The sequence below is a fragment of the Desulfoplanes sp. genome (assembly GCF_054921335.1).
Genome location: NZ_JBUDSQ010000001.1, coordinates 1 through 19,714, shown reverse-complemented (window position 1 = coordinate 19,714; position 19,714 = coordinate 1). Strand labels below are relative to the sequence as shown.

General features: G+C 57.9%; 21 protein-coding genes. 1 reads left to right on the top strand and 20 read right to left on the bottom strand.

From position 1 onward, the window contains the following. Positions 1-106: 106 nt before the first annotated feature. From ansA to ACY692_RS00010, 20 genes are all read right to left on the bottom strand, one after another. A complete protein-coding gene (gene ansA / locus ACY692_RS00105) occupies positions 107-1,129 on the bottom strand; it encodes an asparaginase (RefSeq protein WP_462323295.1) in 1,023 nt (340 codons plus the stop codon). Next, positions 1,126-1,974 carry a TatD family hydrolase gene (locus tag ACY692_RS00100; protein WP_462323294.1) on the bottom strand — a complete coding sequence of 283 codons (849 nt, stop codon included), beginning with the start codon at positions 1,972-1,974 and terminating at the stop codon, positions 1,126-1,128. Before ACY692_RS00100 ends, ansA begins: the two co-directional genes overlap by 4 nt. A 3-nt stretch (positions 1,975-1,977) precedes the next feature. After that, entirely contained in the window at positions 1,978-2,175 is a 198-nt protein-coding gene (locus ACY692_RS00095) for a Trm112 family protein (RefSeq protein ID WP_462323293.1), read from the bottom strand. Between the two features lie 285 nt (positions 2,176-2,460). Beyond that, positions 2,461-3,645, bottom strand: coding sequence for a bifunctional glutamate N-acetyltransferase/amino-acid acetyltransferase ArgJ (gene argJ / locus ACY692_RS00090; protein ID WP_462323292.1), 1,185 nt, complete (start codon positions 3,643-3,645; stop codon positions 2,461-2,463). 159 nt (positions 3,646-3,804) lie between these two features. After that, positions 3,805-6,309 (bottom strand): preprotein translocase subunit SecA, encoded by a 2,505-nt coding sequence (gene secA / locus ACY692_RS00085; RefSeq protein WP_462323291.1) that lies wholly within the window; start codon positions 6,307-6,309, stop codon positions 3,805-3,807. A gap of 188 nt (positions 6,310-6,497) precedes the next feature. Next, entirely contained in the window at positions 6,498-7,898 is a 1,401-nt protein-coding gene (locus ACY692_RS00080; RefSeq protein ID WP_462323290.1) for a BaiN/RdsA family NAD(P)/FAD-dependent oxidoreductase, read from the bottom strand. Positions 7,899-7,948: 50 nt separating this feature from the next. Beyond that, entirely contained in the window at positions 7,949-8,416 is a 468-nt protein-coding gene (gene smpB / locus ACY692_RS00075; protein ID WP_462323289.1) for an SsrA-binding protein SmpB, read from the bottom strand. A gap of 147 nt (positions 8,417-8,563) precedes the next feature. Further along, positions 8,564-10,336 (bottom strand): phosphoenolpyruvate--protein phosphotransferase, encoded by a 1,773-nt coding sequence (gene ptsP, locus ACY692_RS00070; RefSeq protein ID WP_462323288.1) that lies wholly within the window; start codon positions 10,334-10,336, stop codon positions 8,564-8,566. Next, positions 10,336-10,659: an HPr family phosphocarrier protein gene (locus ACY692_RS00065; protein ID WP_462323287.1), complete on the bottom strand. Its 324-nt coding sequence runs from the start codon at positions 10,657-10,659 to the stop codon at positions 10,336-10,338. The genes ptsP and ACY692_RS00065 overlap by 1 nt, the downstream gene beginning before the upstream one ends. A 76-nt stretch (positions 10,660-10,735) precedes the next feature. Continuing rightward, positions 10,736-11,506, bottom strand: coding sequence for a PTS system mannose/fructose/sorbose family transporter subunit IID (locus ACY692_RS00060; protein ID WP_462323286.1), 771 nt, complete (start codon positions 11,504-11,506; stop codon positions 10,736-10,738). 35 nt (positions 11,507-11,541) lie between these two features. After that, entirely contained in the window at positions 11,542-12,408 is an 867-nt protein-coding gene (gene rsmI / locus ACY692_RS00055; protein ID WP_462323285.1) for a 16S rRNA (cytidine(1402)-2'-O)-methyltransferase, read from the bottom strand. Continuing rightward, a complete protein-coding gene (locus tag ACY692_RS00050) occupies positions 12,350-12,754 on the bottom strand; it encodes a YraN family protein (protein WP_462323284.1) in 405 nt (134 codons plus the stop codon). Before ACY692_RS00050 ends, rsmI begins: the two co-directional genes overlap by 59 nt. After that, the gene (locus tag ACY692_RS00045) at positions 12,730-13,365 is read right to left on the bottom strand and encodes a ribonuclease HII (RefSeq protein ID WP_462323283.1); all 636 of its coding nucleotides are present in this window, start codon (positions 13,363-13,365) and stop codon (positions 12,730-12,732) included. Before ACY692_RS00045 ends, ACY692_RS00050 begins: the two co-directional genes overlap by 25 nt. A gap of 146 nt (positions 13,366-13,511) precedes the next feature. Further along, positions 13,512-13,862 carry a 50S ribosomal protein L19 gene (gene rplS / locus ACY692_RS00040; RefSeq protein WP_462323282.1) on the bottom strand — a complete coding sequence of 117 codons (351 nt, stop codon included), beginning with the start codon at positions 13,860-13,862 and terminating at the stop codon, positions 13,512-13,514. 154 nt (positions 13,863-14,016) lie between these two features. After that, entirely contained in the window at positions 14,017-15,291 is a 1,275-nt protein-coding gene (gene trmD / locus ACY692_RS00035; RefSeq protein ID WP_462323281.1) for a tRNA (guanosine(37)-N1)-methyltransferase TrmD, read from the bottom strand. Then, positions 15,288-15,821, bottom strand: a complete 534-nt coding sequence (gene rimM, locus ACY692_RS00030; RefSeq protein ID WP_462323280.1) for a ribosome maturation factor RimM — start codon at positions 15,819-15,821, stop codon at positions 15,288-15,290. Before rimM ends, trmD begins: the two co-directional genes overlap by 4 nt. Positions 15,822-15,881: 60 nt before the next feature. Next, entirely contained in the window at positions 15,882-16,115 is a 234-nt protein-coding gene (locus ACY692_RS00025; RefSeq protein WP_462323279.1) for a KH domain-containing protein, read from the bottom strand. A 249-nt stretch (positions 16,116-16,364) separates the two neighbouring features. Then, positions 16,365-16,604 (bottom strand): 30S ribosomal protein S16, encoded by a 240-nt coding sequence (gene rpsP / locus ACY692_RS00020; RefSeq protein ID WP_462323278.1) that lies wholly within the window; start codon positions 16,602-16,604, stop codon positions 16,365-16,367. A gap of 40 nt (positions 16,605-16,644) precedes the next feature. After that, positions 16,645-18,054, bottom strand: a complete 1,410-nt coding sequence (gene ffh, locus ACY692_RS00015; RefSeq protein ID WP_462323277.1) for a signal recognition particle protein — start codon at positions 18,052-18,054, stop codon at positions 16,645-16,647. Positions 18,055-18,153: 99 nt separating this feature from the next. Next, positions 18,154-19,356: a pyridoxal phosphate-dependent aminotransferase gene (locus tag ACY692_RS00010; protein WP_462323276.1), complete on the bottom strand. Its 1,203-nt coding sequence runs from the start codon at positions 19,354-19,356 to the stop codon at positions 18,154-18,156. 74 nt (positions 19,357-19,430) lie between these two features. On the opposite strand from ACY692_RS00010, the gene ACY692_RS00005 reads away from it, so the two are divergent. After that, positions 19,431-19,714 (top strand): hypothetical protein (locus ACY692_RS00005; RefSeq protein ID WP_462323275.1); only part of this gene is annotated, 284 nt, incomplete at its 3' end.

Sequence of the window (19,714 nt, the reverse complement as noted above, 5' to 3'; positions counted from 1 at the left end):
CGCCGTCGCCTATACGGTCCCCAAGCCGGAAGATCCCGGATCAAAAGTCCGTGAATGGCGGCGTCACGGGCTGCACTGCAACCAAGACGGTAAAAAACGGACGGGCTCAGTCTCCTTCCGGGAGCGTCAGCTCCCCGCACAGATTTTGGCCCATCATCTCCTTGACCTCTTCTGGTCCATACCCCTGTCCAAAGAGACAGATAAGTTTGGTCAGCGCTCCCTCGGCGGTCATGTCCAGTCCGCTCACCAGCCCCGCCCTGCCGAGGGCGTGTCCCGTTGCATAGCCTTCCTGATCGACGGTACCTGCAAGGCATTGCGTGCAATTGACAATGACCACCCCCCGGTCGACCGCGTTCTCAAGGGCCCGCATGAACGGTTGGTTCTTGCTCGGACCATTGCCCATGCCGTAGGTTTCCATGACCAATCCCTGCAAGGGGGCCTCGAGCATGGCCGTGATCATCTCTATGGAGATTCCCGGAAACAGACGCAGCGCCCCAACCCGTGCGGAATCCAGAGATCCTGGAAGATGCGGTCCAAAGGGCGGGGGGGGCAGAACGAGATCCCGGTCGATCCGGATCCGGATCCCCACGGTACCAAGGGGGGGGAAATTGGGCGACTCAAAGGCCTGGAGCCCCGAACCGTTGACCTTGACCGAGCGGCACCCCCTGAGCAGCCGGCTGCCGAAGTACAGGCAGACCTCCGGCACGGGGTGGTGGGCAATGATCATCATCGCCGCGGTCAGATTGTCCCTTCCGTCGCTGCGCACTTCGCACAGGGGGATCTGGGACCCGGTCAGGATGACCGGCTTGTCGATCCCCCTGAGAATAAAGGCCAGGGCGGAACTGCTGTAGGCCATGGTGTCCGTCCCCTGCAGGACGATGAACCCGTCGTAGTCATCGTAATGTTCGAGGATGTCACGGGCGATGAGCGCCCAGTGTTCCGGCCCCATATTCGAAGAATCGAGCAGGGGATCGTATTCATGGATGTCGTAATCGGGCATCGCGGGATCCCCGAGCTCGGGAAAATTGGCCAATTGGGCTTTCAGATATCCCGGATCCGGCGCATACCCATGGTCGGTTCTGCGCATGCCGATGGTCCCCCCGGTATAGGCGACATAGACACGTTTCATGGACCACCCTCCGCAAAACCGGTCCGCGGACACCCGAAAAACCCACGCGCGTTCTCTCCGCAGGCCGTCCAGATCTCCTCGACCGGGGTCTCCTTGATCTCGGCAATCTTTTGGGCGGTAAACACGACCAGGGCGGGTTCGTTCCGTTTTCCCCGGTACGGATCAGCGGCAAGATAGGGACAATCCGTTTCCACAAACATCCGTCCAACCGGGATCACCCGGACCGCTTCGGTGAGCACCCTGTTTTTCTTGTAGGTCACTGTTCCGGGAATGGACAGATACCAGCCGTGGGAAAGGAGCTCACGGGCAAGGTCTGCCGACTGCCCGAAACAATGCCACTGCAGGGGATAGTCATGGAATCCCATATCCAGCAAGATGGCCAGGGTATCGGCCTCGGCCTCCCGGGAGTGGATGGCCACGGGAAGACCGAGTTGACGGGCAAGCTCGAGCTGCTCTTTGAACACCCTCTTTTGCCTCTCCTTGGTTGTCGCGTCCCAATAGTAGTCGAGCCCTATCTCTCCAACGGCCCGCAGCCTGGGATCCTCACGGAAAAGCCTTTCCATTCCGGGAATATCGTTGGGACCGGCCGTGCCCGCCCCTTCGGGATGGAGCCCCATGAGAAAGACCACATCCCTGTGGTCCGCAAACCGGGGGGCACCCTCCATATACGGCTTGGGGCCCAGAAAGATGGTCGCCACACCGTCCAGCCCGGATTCCCGGGCCCTTGAAAGGACCCCGTCGAGGTCCTGCTCAAACTCCCTGGCATCCAGATGGGCATGGGCATCCATCCCTGTTCGGGGAAGGCCGAGGGACTGTGGCATGGGCCGTTGCTTCTTTTTTGCCATGGATCAGACGTTCCTCTTGCCCGCGTTCCATTCATCCAGCGCAATAGCCTCGTCCACGAGCATCACAGGAATCTCTTCGCGGATGGGATAGACCTTCTTGCATGCATTGCAGATCAGGCCGTCCTCTGGTTCTGTCAATTCGAGTTCCCCCTTGCATGCGGGGCAGGCCAGGATATCGAGAAGTTCCTTGTTCAGGGCCATGGGTTTCCTCCGTTTATTTGAGTGGATGGTCGGCATGTTGTCTGAATCCAGGCTCATTGCCCTGGAATTAGAATTATAAATTCAATAAATCACAGGCGGTTAGCGTGCAGATCCCCAACTTCTAAAACTGCAAAATCCTTTACTCCCAGAAATGTATGGGCTGACACTCAAATCTAGCGTTACATTGCAGCCTGTTGCTTTTGCTCAATTGTGGACTGGATCGTTACGGCATGTTTACACAAAAACAGGACGGTTGTTATGTCGTGCGCAGGAGACCGTTGTCTGTCATGTCCGGTATTGCGCATTGATCTTGATATACTCCTCGGTCAGATCCGAGGCGAGGAGTTCGTATTTCCCGCGTCCATTTCCCAGCGAAATGGTCACCATGACCTCGTCTCTTTTCAAAATCGGTGCCAGGATGCTATCCCAGTCCCCGTCCACAGGGTGCCCCCGGTGGAAGATCGTCGTCCCACCGATGGCCACGCACACGTCTCCAGGGTCGAATTGGACACCCGAGCGGCCCACTGCGGCCACAATCCTGCCCCAATTGGGATCCTGACCATAGAGTGCCGTTTTGACCAGGGGGGAATGGCCGACCGTCCTGGCCACGGATTCTGCCTGGGGTTTGCTCCTGGCGCCCTCCACTCTGATACGCAGGACCTTTGTTCCCCCCTCGGCGTCCTGAACGATGCGGAAGGCGAGTTCCCGGCACAGATCGATCAGCCCCGCCGACAGGATACGCTCGTCCGCGGATGAGAGGGTGCCCACGCCGGCCCGCCCGTTGGCCAGGGCCAGGATACAGTCATTGGTGCTCGTATCCCCGTCCACGGTGATGGCGTTGAAACTTTCATCCACCGCTCCGCTGAGGGTCTTCTGCCACCAGACCGGATCGACATCGGCGTCGCAGATGACAACGCCGAGCATGGTGGCCATGTTCGGGCAGATCATGCCCGCGCCCTTGCACATACCCAGAAGCCGGACCCTCCCTCCGGAAAGGGCCACGGTCTCTGTGACCAGCTTGGGAAAGGTGTCCGTGGTCATGATCGCCTTGGCCATATCCAGGGGGGAGCTGTGTCCGAGACCGTCCACGAGCCGACCGGCTGCAGGCTGAAAGATATCCATGGGCAGCTGGTCCCCGATGACCCCGGTCGAGGCAACCAGGACCTCCCCGGGATCGATCCCCAGGGGTACGGCGACCATGTTCCGGGTCTCAAGGCACCGATCCTCACCTTCCTTCCCCGTACAGGCATTGGCCTGGCCGGAATTGACCATGATCGCCCGGGCCGTGGGCGAGGTCTTAAGGCGTGCACGGGAGGCCGTGACGGGTGCTGCCGCAAACCGGTTCGTGGTGAACACTCCGGCGGCATGGGCCGGGCAATCGCTGACAACAAGCCCCAGATCGGGCCGATTCCTGTATTTGAACCCGGCCTCGACTGCAGCAAACCGGTACCCCTTGGGGAGGTCGAACATATTCCAACTCCTTGGTAATAAAAATCAGCCTGAAAAATTCCTGATAAAAGTGTCCCCCACACGATTGTTCGGGGATAGAAAAACGCCCGATCATGCGCACACGACCGGGCGTTTGTACTCGTTTCAGCGGTCGAGCACAAGGCGGGAAAAACGTATCCGTCAACGCCCGCAGCAATGTTTGTACTTCTTGCCGCTCCCGCAGGAGCAGGGATCGTTACGTCCGACCTTGGGCGCGGAACGGCGCACGGGCTCCTTTTTTTCCTGTCCGGGTTCCTCGCCGCCGGCGTATTGGAGATCCTTTTGCTCTTCGTGCTTGAACTCCTCTTCCTTGACGACCTGCAACTGCAATCGGGTCAGGGGCTGGAAGGTATTCTCCTTTATCCTGAACAGCAGATCCTGGAAAAGAGAAAACCCCTCACGCTTGTACTCCTGTTTGGGGTCCTTCTGTCCGTACCCGCGCAGACCGATCCCTTCCTTGAGATGGTCCATGTTCAAGAGGTGTTCCTTCCAGTTGCGATCAAGGCTATCAAGCAAGAAAAACCGCAGGATTTCGGAATACTGGTCTCCGGCATCCTTTTTGAGATCGGTAAAGAGAACGCGTATCCCTTCGACGGCCTTTTCCCGGTGGGGCAATTCCTTGGAATGATCGGCCCGGCGCAGGTTGAAAATCTCATCGAGCTTACTGCGGACCATGGTTCTGGTTTCTGCGTCCACCCCCTCCTTGTTCCCGGGATCCATGGGGGCATAGACCTCGTCGAGGACATCCTCCATGAACCCATCGATGACGTTTTCCATGTCATCCGTGGTCATGAGATCCCTACGCAGGGAATAGATGACCGTACGCTGCTGGTTCATGACATCGTCATATTCGAGAAGCTGTTTGCGGATATCGAAGTTGTGGCCTTCCACCTTGCTCTGGGCATTTTCAATGGCCCTGGAGATCATCTTGTTCTCGATGGACTGGCCTTCCTCCATGCCCAGCTTGTCCATGAGCCCGGCAATGCGGTCCGAACCGAAAAGGCGCAGCAGGTCGTCGTCGAGGGCCAGGAAAAAACGGGAAGATCCGGGATCGCCCTGACGGCCGCTCCGTCCCCTGAGCTGGTTGTCGATCCGCCTGGATTCGTGGCGTTCGGTACCAAGGATGTGCAACCCGCCGACCTCTCTGACCCCTTCGCCAAGCACGATATCGGTACCACGACCGGCCATATTCGTGGCAATGGTCACCTTCCCCTTGTGCCCGGCCTCGGCCACGATTTCGGCCTCCATCTCGTGCTGCTTGGCGTTCAGGACCGAATGGGGAATATGCAGTTTCTTGAGTTCCCGGGAGATGAGCTCGGATTTTTCAATGGACGTGGTTCCGACGAGTACGGGCTGGCCCTTGTGGTGGAGCTCCCTGATCTCTTGGACGATGGCCGCATACTTTTCGTCCTGGTTGCGGTAGACGGCATCGGGAAAATCTTTGCGCTGCATGGATTGGTTTGTCGGGATGACCATGACGTCCAGATCATATATCTGGCGGAACTCCACCGCTTCCGTGTCCGCGGTACCGGTCATGCCGGCCAGCTTGTCATACATGCGGAAATAGTTCTGGAAGGTGATCGAGGCCAGGGTTTGGTTTTCCGCCTCGACCTTGACATGTTCCTTGGCCTCGAGGGCCTGATGCAGCCCGTCGCTGTACCGCCTTCCGGGCATGAGCCTTCCGGTGAATTCATCGACAATGACCACCTGGCCGTCCGTGACGATGTAGTCCACGTCACGGGTGAACAGGGCATACGCCTTGAGGGCCTGGAGAATATGGTGCTGCAGGGTGATGTTCCCGGCGTCGAACAGGTTGTCCACGTCGAGGATCTCCTCGCATTTGGCCACCCCCTCGTCCGTGAGCATGGCCGTCTTGGCCTTTTCGTCCACGGTATAGTCGGTCTCGTTCTCCAGGCGGGGAATGATCGCATTGATGCGACCGTACAGGGAGGTCGATTCCTCGCCCGGCCCCGAGATGATAAGCGGGGTCCTGGCCTCATCGATGAGAATGGAGTCGACCTCGTCCACGATGGCATAGTGCAGATCGCGTTGCACGAGTTGTTCCTTGTAGAACTTCATGTTGTCGCGCAGATAGTCGAATCCGAACTCGTTGTTCGTCCCATAGGTGATATCGGCGTTGTAGGCCTCTTTTCTCTGGGCATCATCGAGCCCGTGGACGACGACCCCGACGGTAAGGCCGAGAAAATTGTACAGACGGCCCATCCATTCGGCGTCACGTGTGGCCAGGTAATCGTTCACAGTGACCAGATGGACGCCCTTGCCGGTCAGGGCATTGAGGACAATGGGCAGGGTGGCCACAAGGGTCTTCCCCTCACCGGTCTTCATCTCCGCGATCTTTCCCTGGTGGAGGATGACCCCCCCGACCAGCTGGCAGTCGAAATGGCGCATCCCGAGCACCCGCTTGCTCGCCTCCCTGACCAGGGCATAGACCTCGGGCAGGAGGTCATCGGGGGATTTTCCCCCGGCTACCTCTTCCTTCCATGCGGCGATCCGGGCCGGGAACTCCTGGTCATCGAGACCGGTGACACCGGCTTCCAATCCGTTGATCCGTTCTACAAGGGGGCCAAGTTTCTTGAGATGGCGTTCGTTCTTCGATCCAAAAATATTCTTTACGATTCCTAGCATAATAAATGTATTCTTGTTTTATATGGTGAGAGGATATGTACGGAGAGGCCGCCCGGGAGCATAAAAACTGGAGGGGGGCTGTCCTCCGGGGGGTGTTGGGTGCGACGGGCCGGATCTCCACGAACACGGCCATGGATATTCAATGCGCCCAGGTGGAGTTATAGGCGTCTAAACCAAAATCCCGCCATTTACAATCGCCCTTTTGCCGCGCCTTCCCCCGCCATCCATCCGGTGGAAAAAGCGGCCATGAGATTGAATCCGCCGGTATCGGCCTGGATATCCAGGACCTCCCCGGCGCAATAGAGACCCGGGCAGATTTTCGATTCCATGGTCTTGGGAACGATCTCCCTGGTCGCAACCCCCCCGGCAGTGACGATGGCCTCTTTGAGTGGACGGTGCCCAGTGACATCCAGGGTGAACTCCTTGAGCCAGTTACGCAATTTTTTGCGTCTGTCCCCCGTGATCTGGTGGGCGGGCAGATCGGGATCCAGTAACACATCTTCCAAACAGACCGGAATGAGCGAGGCCGGCAGGAGTCCCTTTAAGAGGGTCCTGGTCTTTTTTTTCCCAAAGGTGTCGATATCGCGCAACAGCCGTGCGTCGAGTTGTTTGTGGTCCAGGGCGGGCTTGGAATCGATGGAAAGCATGACCGTTGTCGCGGCCTCGAGCCCCTGCACGACCCCATGGCTCAGGGTCAAGATGACCGGTCCGGAAACACCGAAATGGGTGAACAGCATCTCGCCGAACATGGAGTCCGTCTTTTTCCCATCCATCCATACGCTGACCCGAACATTCTTGAGCGAGAGCCCCTGGAGCCGTTTGGCTGTCTCTCCCGCGGTTACCAGAGGAACCAGCGCGGGCCGGATGGGCACGATGGTATGGTTTGCCGCGGCCGCCAACCGATAGCCGTCACCGGTGGACCCCGTTGCCGGGTAGGATGCGCCCCCGGTGGCAAGGACGGTCGCCGCCCCCTCGATCTTCTGCCCATCCTGGGTGACGGCTCCCCGGCAGCGTCCATCGACCAGGAGCAATTCCCTGACCGGTGACGAGGTTTTGATTATCCCCCCCTGTTCACGGAACGCCCCGGACAGGGCATCGATGATGTCCAAAGCCCTGTCGCTTTCCGGAAACATCCGCCCCCCCCGTTCTGTTTTCAGCCCGACGCCGTTTTCCCCAAACAGGGCGATGAGCTCCTGGATGTAGAATCTGGAAAAGCATTGGTAGAGGAACTTGCCGTGGGGAAAAAAATGGCCGATGGCCTCCCGCATGGGCGCGGCATTGCATACATTGCACCGCCCTTTTCCGGTGATGGCCAGTTTACGCCCCGGCCGGTCCTTTTTTTCAAGAATAATGGCCGGCCGGCCCTGACGGACGGCAGCGATCCCGGCCATGAGCCCGGCGGCACCGCCGCCGATTATGATGATGGGAGAAGGCATGGAGTAGAAGAGGGATAAAGGATGGAAAGAGAGTAGGATCAGGATGTTGCTGTCACAAAGCATAAAAAAATAGAATGGATGGGGGCGGGAGGCAGGAACAATGGATGGTTGGCGGACCCGCGAGCCGTAGCTGACCCTACGCAGAGCCGCCAAGAGACAGGAGACGGCCGGTACCCCCTAAGGCCTAGAACATTAAACCGCCCTTACCCCCGTCCGGCCATTTCCCTGGCCGTGTCCCGCTTGACCGCGCGTTCCTTGAGGTCCTGCCGGCGGTCATAGAGTTTCTTGCCCCGCCCCAGGGCGAGCTCGAGTTTGATCCGCCCATTCTTGAAATAGATCTTGGTCGGAACCACGGTCAGCCCCTTTTGCTCCACCGTTTTCATCAATCCCTGGATTTCGCGTTTGTGCATGAGCAGTTTACGCCGCCGGTCAGGGCGGTGCTGGGCGTAGCCCGCGTTTTCGTATTCGGCGATATGCACCCCGACCAAATAGGCCTCGCCCTTCTGAAAATCCACGTACCCGTCCATGAAGCTGATCCGGCCCTCACGCAGGGACTTGACCTCCGAACCGGTCAGCACCATGCCCGCCTCGATAAATTCCACGAGCTCGTAGAGATGCCGGGCCTTCTTGTTCTGCCCGATGATTTTTATTTTGCCCGATTGTTTAGCCATAACATTTGTTCTTCGTTCCGACGTGTTTCTTCCCCACCGTTTCCCCCCACCGAATACCGGCAAGGATCCCAAGGGGATATGGGCATGGACCGTTGCACAACCGCTGCCCTCTTTTTTCTTGGTGCGCCGCGCACTCCGCGCTCACACCTACATATCCCCGTCGACCAGCGATGTATAGAACATGAGCTCGTCCGGGAACCGTCTAAAGATCATCTCCTTGACCAGCACATTGCTCCCGGCCACGGAATCGCTTTCAAGGACCTCCTTTAAAAGGTACTTGCAGTCCTCCATGGTCACCTGTCTGATGATCCGTTTTATCCCGGGGATGGCCTGGGGCGTCAGACTGATGCTGTCTACCTGCATGCCCATGAGGATGGGCACGCAGAACGGGTCCGCCGCCATTTCACCGCACACACTGACCTCGATCCCGGCCTGATGCGCCGAATCGATGACCGATTTGATGCTCGAGATCACCGCGGGATGCAGGGGCTGGTAGAGATAGTCCACATGCTTGTTCGTACGGTCGATGCCAAGACAGTACTGGATAAGATCGTTGGTCCCGATGGAAAAGAAATCAACCTCCCTGGCCAGGGAATCGGCCACGATGACCGCCGCCGGGACCTCGATCATGATCCCCAGGGGGATATCCGGATTGTAAGCAATCCCTTCCTTGCGCAACTCTTCCTTGACCTGGAAATAGAAGGATTTGACCTCTTTTAACTCCTGCAGCCCCGAGATCATGGGGAACATGATCGAAATATTCCCCCGGACCCCGGCCCGGAGTATCGCCCGGAGCTGGGTCTTGAAAATCTCCTTGTGGCCCAGACAAAAACGGATCGCCCTAAGCCCCATGGCCGGATTGGCCTCCTCGAGTGGACCAAAGGACGAGACCTTGTCCGCCCCCAGGTCCAGGGTACGGACGACCACCTTGGCCGGGGAGACGATTTCCGCGAGATCGGAATAGATTTCAGTGAGTTCCTCTTCGTCGGGAAACTCGGTCCGGTTCATGTAGTTATACTCCGTCCGGTAGAGTCCGATCCCTTCCCCCCCGTTGTCAATGACCGAGGTCACCTCCTCAAAGAGTTCTATGTTCGCGAGGACATCGAGGTGGTATCCATCCCGGGTTTCCCCGGGAAGGTGGCAGACCCTGGAGAGGCTGCGCTGGTAGTCCTCGAACCGGTACTGCAGTTCCGTATATTTGCTCAGCTCGTCTTCTGTCGGCTTGATCAGTATCCTGCCGTTGAACCCATCGAGGATAACGATGTGGTCGTCCTCGATGGTCCCTTCGAGTTCCTCGAAACCGACCACGGCCGGTATCTGGAGCGACCGTGCGAGGATACCGGCATGCGAGGTCTTGCCGCCCATGGCCGTTGCAAAGGCCATGATCTTGTTCACTTCCAGCTCGATGGTATCGGCGGCGGTCAGGTCATGGGCCATGAGAATGACCCGGTGGTCAACACCGGTGACCCCGTTGTCCTGGCCGGAAAATTGTTTCATGACCCGCTGGGTGACCAGGCGCACGTCCTGCATTCTTGCACGGATATACTCGTCGTCGATGGTGCTGAACATCTGTTCGACATCGCCCACCGCCTTCTCAAGGGCCCATTCCGCATTGATCCGCAGGTCAGCGATATACTCCTTGGCGCTCTCGCCCAGTTTGCGGTCTTTTAGGATCATCAGGTACGAATCGATGAGCGCCCCGTGTTCCTGCAACTCCCTGGGAACCTTCGCCCGGATGCGCTCGAGTTCTTCCGAGGCCAGGTTGATGGCCGAAGCCAGACGCTCCTGCTCCAGGACGACCAATGCCTCCCCAACGGTCCGCCGGGGCGCGCTGCGCATCCGGTTCTTGTCCAGGAAAAAGGCCTTGCCTATGGCTATGCCCGAAGAAACCGGGATACCGGTCAGTACTCGTCGTGCCATCAGCGTTCCTCTCCAAAACGTTCCTTGAAAAGGCGGACAATATCCGAGACCGCCTCGGTGGCGTCGTGCCCACTGGCCTTGACAGCCACATCCGTCCCCATGGGTGCTGCCAGACTCAGGATGTCCAGAATGGACTTGGCGTCGATCTCCCGCTCCGCGATCTTGATGTGGATGGATGCGGAATACTTCTGTGCCGCCTGGGCGATCTTTGCCGCAGGCCGTGCATGGAGTCCGAGTTCGTTCTGCACGCTTATGGTTTTTTCTTCAACAACGTCGCCCACGCAACAACTCCGGTATATATCCACGCAAATACCGCCGAGCATGCGGTCTCTTGCGTTTTTTGTGTTTTATCCCTGTGCCCCGTTTCCTGCCGCGGGGCCGGAAATGTTCGAGCACCGCTTACCAAAGTCCAAACGGGGTGCCGGCCATGTCCTGCATGAATCGGGAAAAAATAATGAACCCCAGGGCCACGACAAAGAGGATGACCTCCCTGGCCCGGTAGAACAGGGACGCGAACCAGGCCATAAGGAGGATCCCTCCTGTCCCCGCAATCCAGACAAGGGGGGCGGGTTCGGTGGGCCAAACAACGACCCAAAACGCGACAAGAAGGCCTGTATTGGCCATTTTGATCCGGGCGGCCCAGTCGATCAGGTTCCAGGACCTGAGGCGGGCAAGAAAGGATATGCCCTCACTGACCCCCTTGCAAAACGTGTACAGCTTGAAAATCTCCATCCCCAGTATGAGCAGCACCGCCCAGGTGATGGCCGGGGTGGTCAGTCCGCAGACCCAAAGAAGCATGGTCGACAGGGACCAGAATACGTACAGACTCCCACCAAACAGGGCGTCCCCCACCGCGGACAGGGTATAGGCGATGGTCCCTTTCATATGCGGCAGGGTCCTGGGGGGCAGGATCCCCTTGCGGATCTTTTTTTCCAGAAAATAGAACAGCCCGACCAGCAGGGGGGTCCAGCAGGGATGGGTATTGTAGATCTTGAGATACCGTTTTCTGGCCTTTTGCAGTTCCGCTTTGTCGGTGTATAGATGGCGCAGCCCCGGATCCATGGCATAGGAGAGCCCGATGTTCTGCATCCCACGGGTGTTCATGCACCCGCCCACGAAATAGGTGCGTGCGAACATGCGGATAAAAATCTTCACTTCCCTGCTCAGCATGGAACCTCTTTGGAAGTCTGGCCCATCGCGGGCGGCTACTCCGGTCCGCAGGAGGTACCGCCCTGTCTGAGTGCGTAAACCTCCTTGGGGGTCCATCCCCGGACCCTGGATGCGACACGCTTGGCGATCTCACGCGGTTTCCCCCCCCTGTCCTCTTCCTGGTCAAGGATAGCGCGGACATCGCCACGACCACTCACCGTCCCGTCGTCGTCGCCCGGACCGATGACCACGGTGCACTCGCCCTTGATCTCCCCGGATGCCAGCTGATCGATGTCTCCGCCGGATCCGAGGTTGCCGAAGATAAAATCCTCATGCAGCTTGGTCAATTCCCTGGCGACACAAAAAGGACGTTCGCCCAATATTTCATGGGCAATCCCAAGAGAGACCGCCAACCGGTTCTTACGTTCGAAAAACACCAGTGTCGCCCCAATGGGGACATACGGCCGCAGGGTCTCCCGTATATCATTTTTTTTCCGTGGGAAAAAACCGAGAAAAACGAACGGCGTAGTAGGCAATCCGCTGGCCATGAGGGCGGCTATGGGCGCGCAGGGCCCGGGAACGGGCGAGACCCCGTGCCCCGCTTCCCGGCAGGCCCGGACGATCACAAACCCCGGATCGGCGATCAAGGGTGTCCCTGCGTCGGACAGCAGGACCACGTCATGCCCCTTGGCAAGGGTTCCAAGAACAAGGGAGACGCGCGAGGATTCGTTATGGTCAAAGGCACTGACCATCCGCGCATGGGATGCGATGCCCAAATGTTTGAACAACAGACCGGCACGCCGGGTATCCTCGGCAAGGATCAAACCGGCGTTTTCGATAACACCGACAGCCCGCGGAGAGATATCACCAAGGTTGCCAAGGGGTGTTGCGACCACCCATAATCTCGCTTGCATCGATGACATTTTTCTCGTGTTCCACCTGAACATAATCCGGGTGCATGCGCAGACCGACCAGATCGAACCTGGCAGGGGTCTGCCACAATTTTTTTTGGGTCAGATAGGCATACGCGGCCTTGACCAGCCGGGTCTTCTTGCGCACGTCCACGGCCTCGCCCGGCTCCCCGAGACAGCCTTCGCCCCGTGTTTTGACCTCGACAAAGACCAGCTCGCCATCCCTGGTACAGATGATGTCGAGCTCCCCCTTGCGGGTCCGCCAATTGCGCTCAAGGACCCGGTAGCCGTTTTCCGTGAGATAGTCGCATGCGACGTCTTCACCAAAACGCCCTACGTCCCCAGGCCTGGAAGACATATCGGTTTCTCCTTGGTCCGCGGGCCGTGCACAACCCCCTTGAAGGTCATCCGGTGCATGGGGGAGGGCCCCAGCCTTTTGAGCAGTTCCCTGTGGCTCTTTGTCCCGTATCCCTTGTGTCCGGCCAACCCATATCCTGGATACCTGCGGTCGAGATGGACCATGAGCCGGTCCCGGAAGGTCTTTGCCAGCACGGATGCAGCCGAAATGCTCGCCACCTTGGCGTCGCCGCCGACAACGGTTTCCTGGGGGAGATGGAAGGGGATCTTCTGGTTCCCATCGACCAGCACATAGGCGGGAACACGGTCAAGGGAGCAAACGGATCGTTTCATGGCCTCAAGCGAGGCGCGGAGGATATTCAGCTCTTCGATCTCGCGCGGCCATGACACACCCAGTGACCAGGTCAGGGCCTGTTCTTTGATCAATGGTTCGAGAAGGAGCCGTTTGGCAAGGGAAAGTTTTTTGGAATCGGTCAACCCGTCAAGGGCATAGTCGGCAGGAAGGATGACCGCAGCGGCGACGACAGGACCGGCCAGACATCCCCGGCCGGCCTCATCCACCCCTGCGACCCGCTCGGTGGGGGGGAGCTTCGGGTTCGCGAAAAGATCCATGGAGAAGGTGTGGGTGCGCAGTAATCAGTTGGGGAACAGGGAGGGCAATTTTTTTGTCGCCTGGGCATCCCGTCCCGTTGTGGTCCGTTTTATGGGACCAAAAAAATCGGGCCTGGAGGCAACCCCCAGACCCGATCCGGCACATCCTAGTTCCAGCTGTTTTTGCTCTTGATCCGGGCCGCCTTCCCCTTGAGCTTGCGCAGGTAGTAGATCCTGCCCTGCCTGACCTTGCCCTCGCTGACGACCTCCACCCGCTCGATGGCCGGCGAGTACAGGGGAAAAATCCTTTCCACCCCGATACCGTCGGAAATCTTGCGGACCACGAAGGTAGCGTTGGTCGTTCCGCGGTTCACCCGGAGGACCGTTCCCTGAAAAATCTGGGTCCGTTCCTTTTCTCCTTCAATAATACGTACATGCACTTTGACCGTGTCACCAGCCTTGAAGGTGGGCACGTCGTAGCGCATCTGTTCTCTTTCGATTGCTCTGATCCTATCCATTGTCATGTTCTCCTTGATTCCGCCAACGGTGTTTGCAGCATGGAGGTCAGTAAAAAAACGGGTGCATGCCTTGCTGACAGCGTGCGGACATCCACAGAAAGTATGTGTTACCCGTGCTCGACAAAACACGTCATTGCCAAAACATTTGATCGTTTCAGTACGCGTCGCCCAAAAGCCGATCGATCATTATCGATGCTGCGGAGCGCACTGAAAGGTGGTTGTACGAAGAAAGAAAGCGGACAGGCCGTACCAGCCCGTCAGCCCTTCCAAGCATTGTATCGGCCAGACCGGATCCGGTACCAAGGACCAGCAGGACGGGCCGTTCATCCAAAACCCTGCGCAGCCCGACAAGGGGCATGCTTCCTTCACGGGCACTGGTGGCGGCCAGATACGGTGTCTGCCCGGTCCGTTGCCGTACATGGTCGATGGCCCCATCCAGGTCGTCTTTTACGCAGACCGTATCAAGGGCCTCTTTCCTGTCCGGATTGAACCGGGAGCCGGACCCGGTGGACCAATGGTCGACAATTCTTCTTGCCAGGACCTGCTGGTCTTTGAGCGGGGTACAGATGACATAGCCCCCAAGCCCATAGGTCGCGGAAACGCGCGCTATATCGTGTACGTCCAGGTTTGTCAAAGAGGTAGTGACCACTTTTCCCTCTTTGTTGAGCACCGGATAATGGACCAGGGCGACATAAAGATTGCGCCCAGGCAATACGGTGTCCCGGCTGCGCAAAAAAGCGATGTCCCGGGATGTCAGCGGTGCGGTGGAGAGCATCTCCGGCCTGGAGGCAAGGGTGGCCGCAAGGGACTTTCTGCGCCGCCAACCGGCAATCTTGCCGTGGTCTCCCGAACGCAGAACCTCGGGCACCCGCAGCCCTCCATACTCCTCGGGACGGGTATAGTGCGGATATTCGAGAAGGCCCGAGGCAAAGCTCTCCTCGTCCACGGATTCGTCGTGCTGCATAAAGCCGGGAAGGAGGCGTGAAACGGCCTCGAGCAGACACATGGCTGCGGACTCCCCCCCATTGAGCACAAAATCGCCAAGCGATACCGGTTCGATGGGATAGAGCTCCTCGATGCGCGCATCGATCCCTTCATACCGGCCGCAAACCAGGGTCAGCTCGGGCTCGTTGGCCAATTCCACGGCCAGGGCCTGGGTCAGGGGCCGACCCTTGGGGGAAAGCATGATCGTCCGTGGCTCGCCCTTGATACTCTGCAGGGTTCTAAGCAGGGGATCGACCATCATAACCATCCCCGGACCGCCCCCGTAGACCCTGTCATCGGTATTGTGGTGCTTGTCCTGGGAAAAATCCCTCGGGGACATCACCTCCACCTGAACGAGTCCCTTGTCGATATTGCGGGAAATCAGCCCGCACGAAAGGGGCGAGGTGAAATACTGGGGAAAGATGGAGACGATGTTGAACTTCATGATAGATACACGTCCAGGAGCCCGTCCGGGGGGGCGATGACAATACAGCGGTTACGCAGATCAATGGTGCGCACGAACCGGTCCTCGGCAGGGAAAAGGATCTCCTCGCCATCGGGTGTCGTGATGGCCCACACCTCCCGCCCGGAAAAGGACTCGACCGATCCGAGCCGGCCAAGATGTCCCCCGGCTTCGAGACAGACCGCACACCCCTCGAGTTCGTGACAAAAGTATTCGCCCTCTTCCAGGGGGGGGAGATCACGGGCACGCATGAGGATGTCGGCCCCCGTCCATCGAGCGGCCCCATCGCGCATGCCCACAAGTTTGCCAAGCCGCAGGATGACCCGCCGCCCATGGGGCTGCCACCCTTGCACGTCAAAGGGTTTGGGTTTGTGTCCCGGGAGCTGCAGATAGATCCTGGTCGTGCGGTCCAAGAGAAAAGGGGAGTCTGCATAGATATCTATGCACAGCTCCCCATTAAGACCATGCGGTCTTAAGACCCTGCCGATATGGATCAAGGTGAGCTTTCCCATTCAGCACAGCCCCGTCATAGTACAATTCTTCCCGTGTGCAGGATGTCCCGGCGTGAAAAATCACTCCAGGATTTCGAGCACGGTCCTTTTCTTGGCTTTCGTTGAGGCCGCGCCCAAAATAGTGCGCATGGCCCTGGCGGTACGTCCCTGCTTGCCGATCACCTTCCCCAGATCTTCTTTGGCAACCTTGAGTTCGAGTACGCTCGTCTGCTCGCCTTCCACCTCGGAAACAACGACCTGATCGGGATAATCCACCAATGATTCAGCAATGTACTTGATAAGTCCCTTCAGCATAACCACCTCCGCCGCAAGCTCATGTTCAATCGGTCCGATTCCGGTCAGCCCCATGGTTGTGCGCCCGGCCCATCCCTTGTCCCCGTGTGCCGGTCGGGACGGATCTCCCATCCCGGCGGGCCAATGGCAATACCTTACACGAGCGCATAGGGGACCATAGCGCAAAACAAGAATAAAGAGCAAGGAAAGAGTGGTCCCTGCCGGGTCTTACGGAACCAACATTCCGCAAAGCTCACGTCCAACGCGATATTACTCGCCGTTTTTCCGCATCAGGGACCGAACGGTGTCTGACGGCTTTGCTCCGCGTTCGAGCCAATAATCGATCCGTTCCTTGTCGAGTCTGACCTCGACGGGTTCGACCATAGGATTGTAGTAGCCCAAAAATTCCAGGGGTCTACCGTCACGACGGGTTTTACTGTCAAGTGCAACGACCCTGTAGAAGGGTTTTTTCTTGGAACCCATACGGGTCAAACGGATTTTTACTGCCATGAATGTATCCTCTTCATGAATTGGGTTTGAAAAACCAGGGTTATTTCTTCTTCTTGCGCTTCATCTGTTTGAGCTTTTTGCGCTTGAGGCGCTTTTGCTTGACCTGGGCGCTCGAATTCTTGGGCATTCCGGGGACCGGTTTCCCCTGCTTCTGTTTGCCCATCATCTTTTTCATCATTTTTTGCATCTGCTCGAAATTCTTGAGCAGCCCGGTAACATCGGCAACCGTGGTCCCGCTACCGGCAGCGATACGCTTCTTGCGGCCCATACTGATCAGCTTATGGTCCTCGCGCTCGTCCAGGGTCATGGAGCTGATGATCGCGTCGATACGCGAGAGCTCCTTTTCCGGCATCTTGACGTCCTGGAGCTGTTTGCGCATCTGGCCCATGCCGGGGATCATCTTCATGATCCCTTCAAGAGAGCCGAGTTTCTTGATCTTTTTCATCTGGGATCGGAAATCTTCCAGATTGAACTCGGACCTCTTGAATTTTTTCTCGAGCTCTTCGGCTTCCTTGGCATCGATGGTCTCTTGGGCCTTCTCGATCAGGGTGAGGACATCGCCCATTCCAAGGATGCGCGAGGCGACACGGTCAGGATGGAAGACCTCGAGATCGGACAGCTTCTCTCCCATACCGACAAACTTGATCGGCTTGCCCGTGACCGACTTGATGGACAGGGCCGCACCGCCGCGGGCGTCACCCTCCATCTTGGTCAGGACCACTCCGGAAACATCGAGCAGCTCGTTGAAACGTTCGGCCACATTCACTGCGTCCTGCCCGGTCATGGCATCGGCCACGAAAAGGATCTCCTGCGGTGAACAGGTCGACTTGATCGACTGCAGCTCCTGCATGAGCCGTTCGTCGATGTGCAACCGTCCGGCCGTGTCGAGCAAAACCACGTCACAGGCCTGTTTTTTGGCCTCTTCTATGGCCCTGGAACAGATGTCCACAGGGTCCATGTCCGGGGAGGAGGCAAAGACGGGAACCTGGATCTCGCTGGCGAGCTTGTGCAGCTGGTCGATAGCCGCGGGACGATAGACGTCCGCGGGCACCAGATAGGGTTTGCGCTTTTGCCTGCGCAGGTGCAGGGCGAGCTTGGACGCGGTGGTCGTCTTCCCCGACCCCTGCAGACCGACCATCATGACCACCAGGGGCGGTTTGCAGGCGAGATCGAGCTCGGTGGTCTCCCCGCCGAGAAGCCCGATCATCTCCTCGTGGACGATCTTGACCACCTGCTGTCCGGGGGTCAGGCTTTCAAGAACCTCCTGTCCCTCGGCGCGGTCCTTGATCCGTTCCACGAAGTCCTTGACCACCGTGTACTGGACATCCGCCTCGAGCAGGGCAAGCCTGACCTCGCGCAACCCGTCCTTGATATTCTTGGCGTCCAGGCGGCCATGGCCCTTGAACCGCTTGAACGCGGCATTGAGTCTATCACTTAAGCTATCGAACATTCGCGTGGTATCCTTGACTGCAAAAAAAGAAGTTGATCCGAATAAAGAAGAAGCAGGCGCAAGTCAAGCACAATCGCTCCCCCAAGGTTACCATCCTGGTTATCCCAGGTAGGCCCGTACCGCCCGTTTGAAAGGTTCTGCCGAGCGGACAATGACATCCTCTGGAACGCAGAAGGCCATTCTGAACCCACCGGGATAGCCGAAACCCGACCCAGGCACGGCCAGGACATTCTCCTGCATGAGGGCGTCCACAAAACCGGTGTCGTCCAGGCCGCCGCCAGGAACCATGGGGAAGAAATAGAAGGCCCCCTTGGGCATGACATAGGAGATCCCGGCATTGTCGAGCACGTGGGCCATGGCACGGCGCCGTTTCTCGTACACCCCGAGGTCCACCCCCTCTCCCAGGGCATGGGTGAGCAGCTTCTGGCCGATGGCCGGGGCGTTGACAAACCCCAGAATCCGGTTGGTCAGGACGAGTCCGTTCACCAGGGTCGAAACATCCTCCATGGCCGGGTTCACGGCTATATACCCGACCCGTTCCCCCGCAAGGGAGAGGCTTTTGGAAAAGGAACCGATGACAATACTGTGGGAATACCTGGAAAGAACCGGGGGCACGGTTCCGTCGTCATAGACCAGGAATCGGTAGGGCTCATCCGAAACGAGATACACAGGACGCCCCATTTTTTTGCTGTGTTTCTCAAGAAGGCCGGAAAGGTTGTCGATTTCTTCACGAGAATAGACCTGCCCGGTGGGATTGTTGGGCGAATTGATCAGAACAACCCGGGTCTTTTCGGACAGAACCTTCTCGATACCGGCAAGATCGAGCCCGAAGGTTTCCTGATCACAGGCAACCGGATTGAGCTTGCCGCCATGGTTCTCCACATAGAACCCATACTCCACAAAATAGGGTGCGGGACAGACCACTTCGTCCCCCGGCTCGAGCACGGCCCGAAAAAACGCGTTCAGCCCCCCCGCTGCTCCGCAGGTCAAAATGAGATGCTCGGGACCGAGATCCGGGCACTCTTGCTCGTCGGCAAGATAGGCCGACAGTGTCTGCCGGGCATCGAGATAGCCGGCATTGGGCATATACCCGAAGGCAAAGGGCGAAGAGGCCCGATCCGCAATAGCGTGAAGCCCCTTGGCAACCGCCTCGGGCGGGGCCAGATCCGGATTGCCCAGACTGAAATCAAAGACATTCTCCTCGCCATATTTCTTCTTGAGGACCGTTCCCGCTTCGAACATCTTGCGTATCCAGGAGGAATGTTCGATATATCCTGCGACCTGTTTTGACAACGTATGCATGGACAAACTCCTTGAAAACTTCAATGATATAACATTTTAAAAATTTTAGAAATGTAAGAGATTATGGAGTATTGATGGAATCAAGGGCAACAAACGGAGAAATGCATAACCTTGAAGGGATTGCGATCTGTATCGATGGAGATGAAACGCCAGCCCCCCACCTGCGCACCATTCTTTCCCAACCCGAAGCCACCACCCGGGGCACCTCATGCAGCGGGCACAGCCTGTCTGATGTGCCTGCAAAAAAGAGATCTTTGCAGACAGTGTTAAGGTTCAAGTTGGAAGTTTTAAGGAAAATCAGATTGTTACAAGACACGGTTGTGGGCTTGATCCTCGGTGTTCGTTTTTTTGCAGAAAC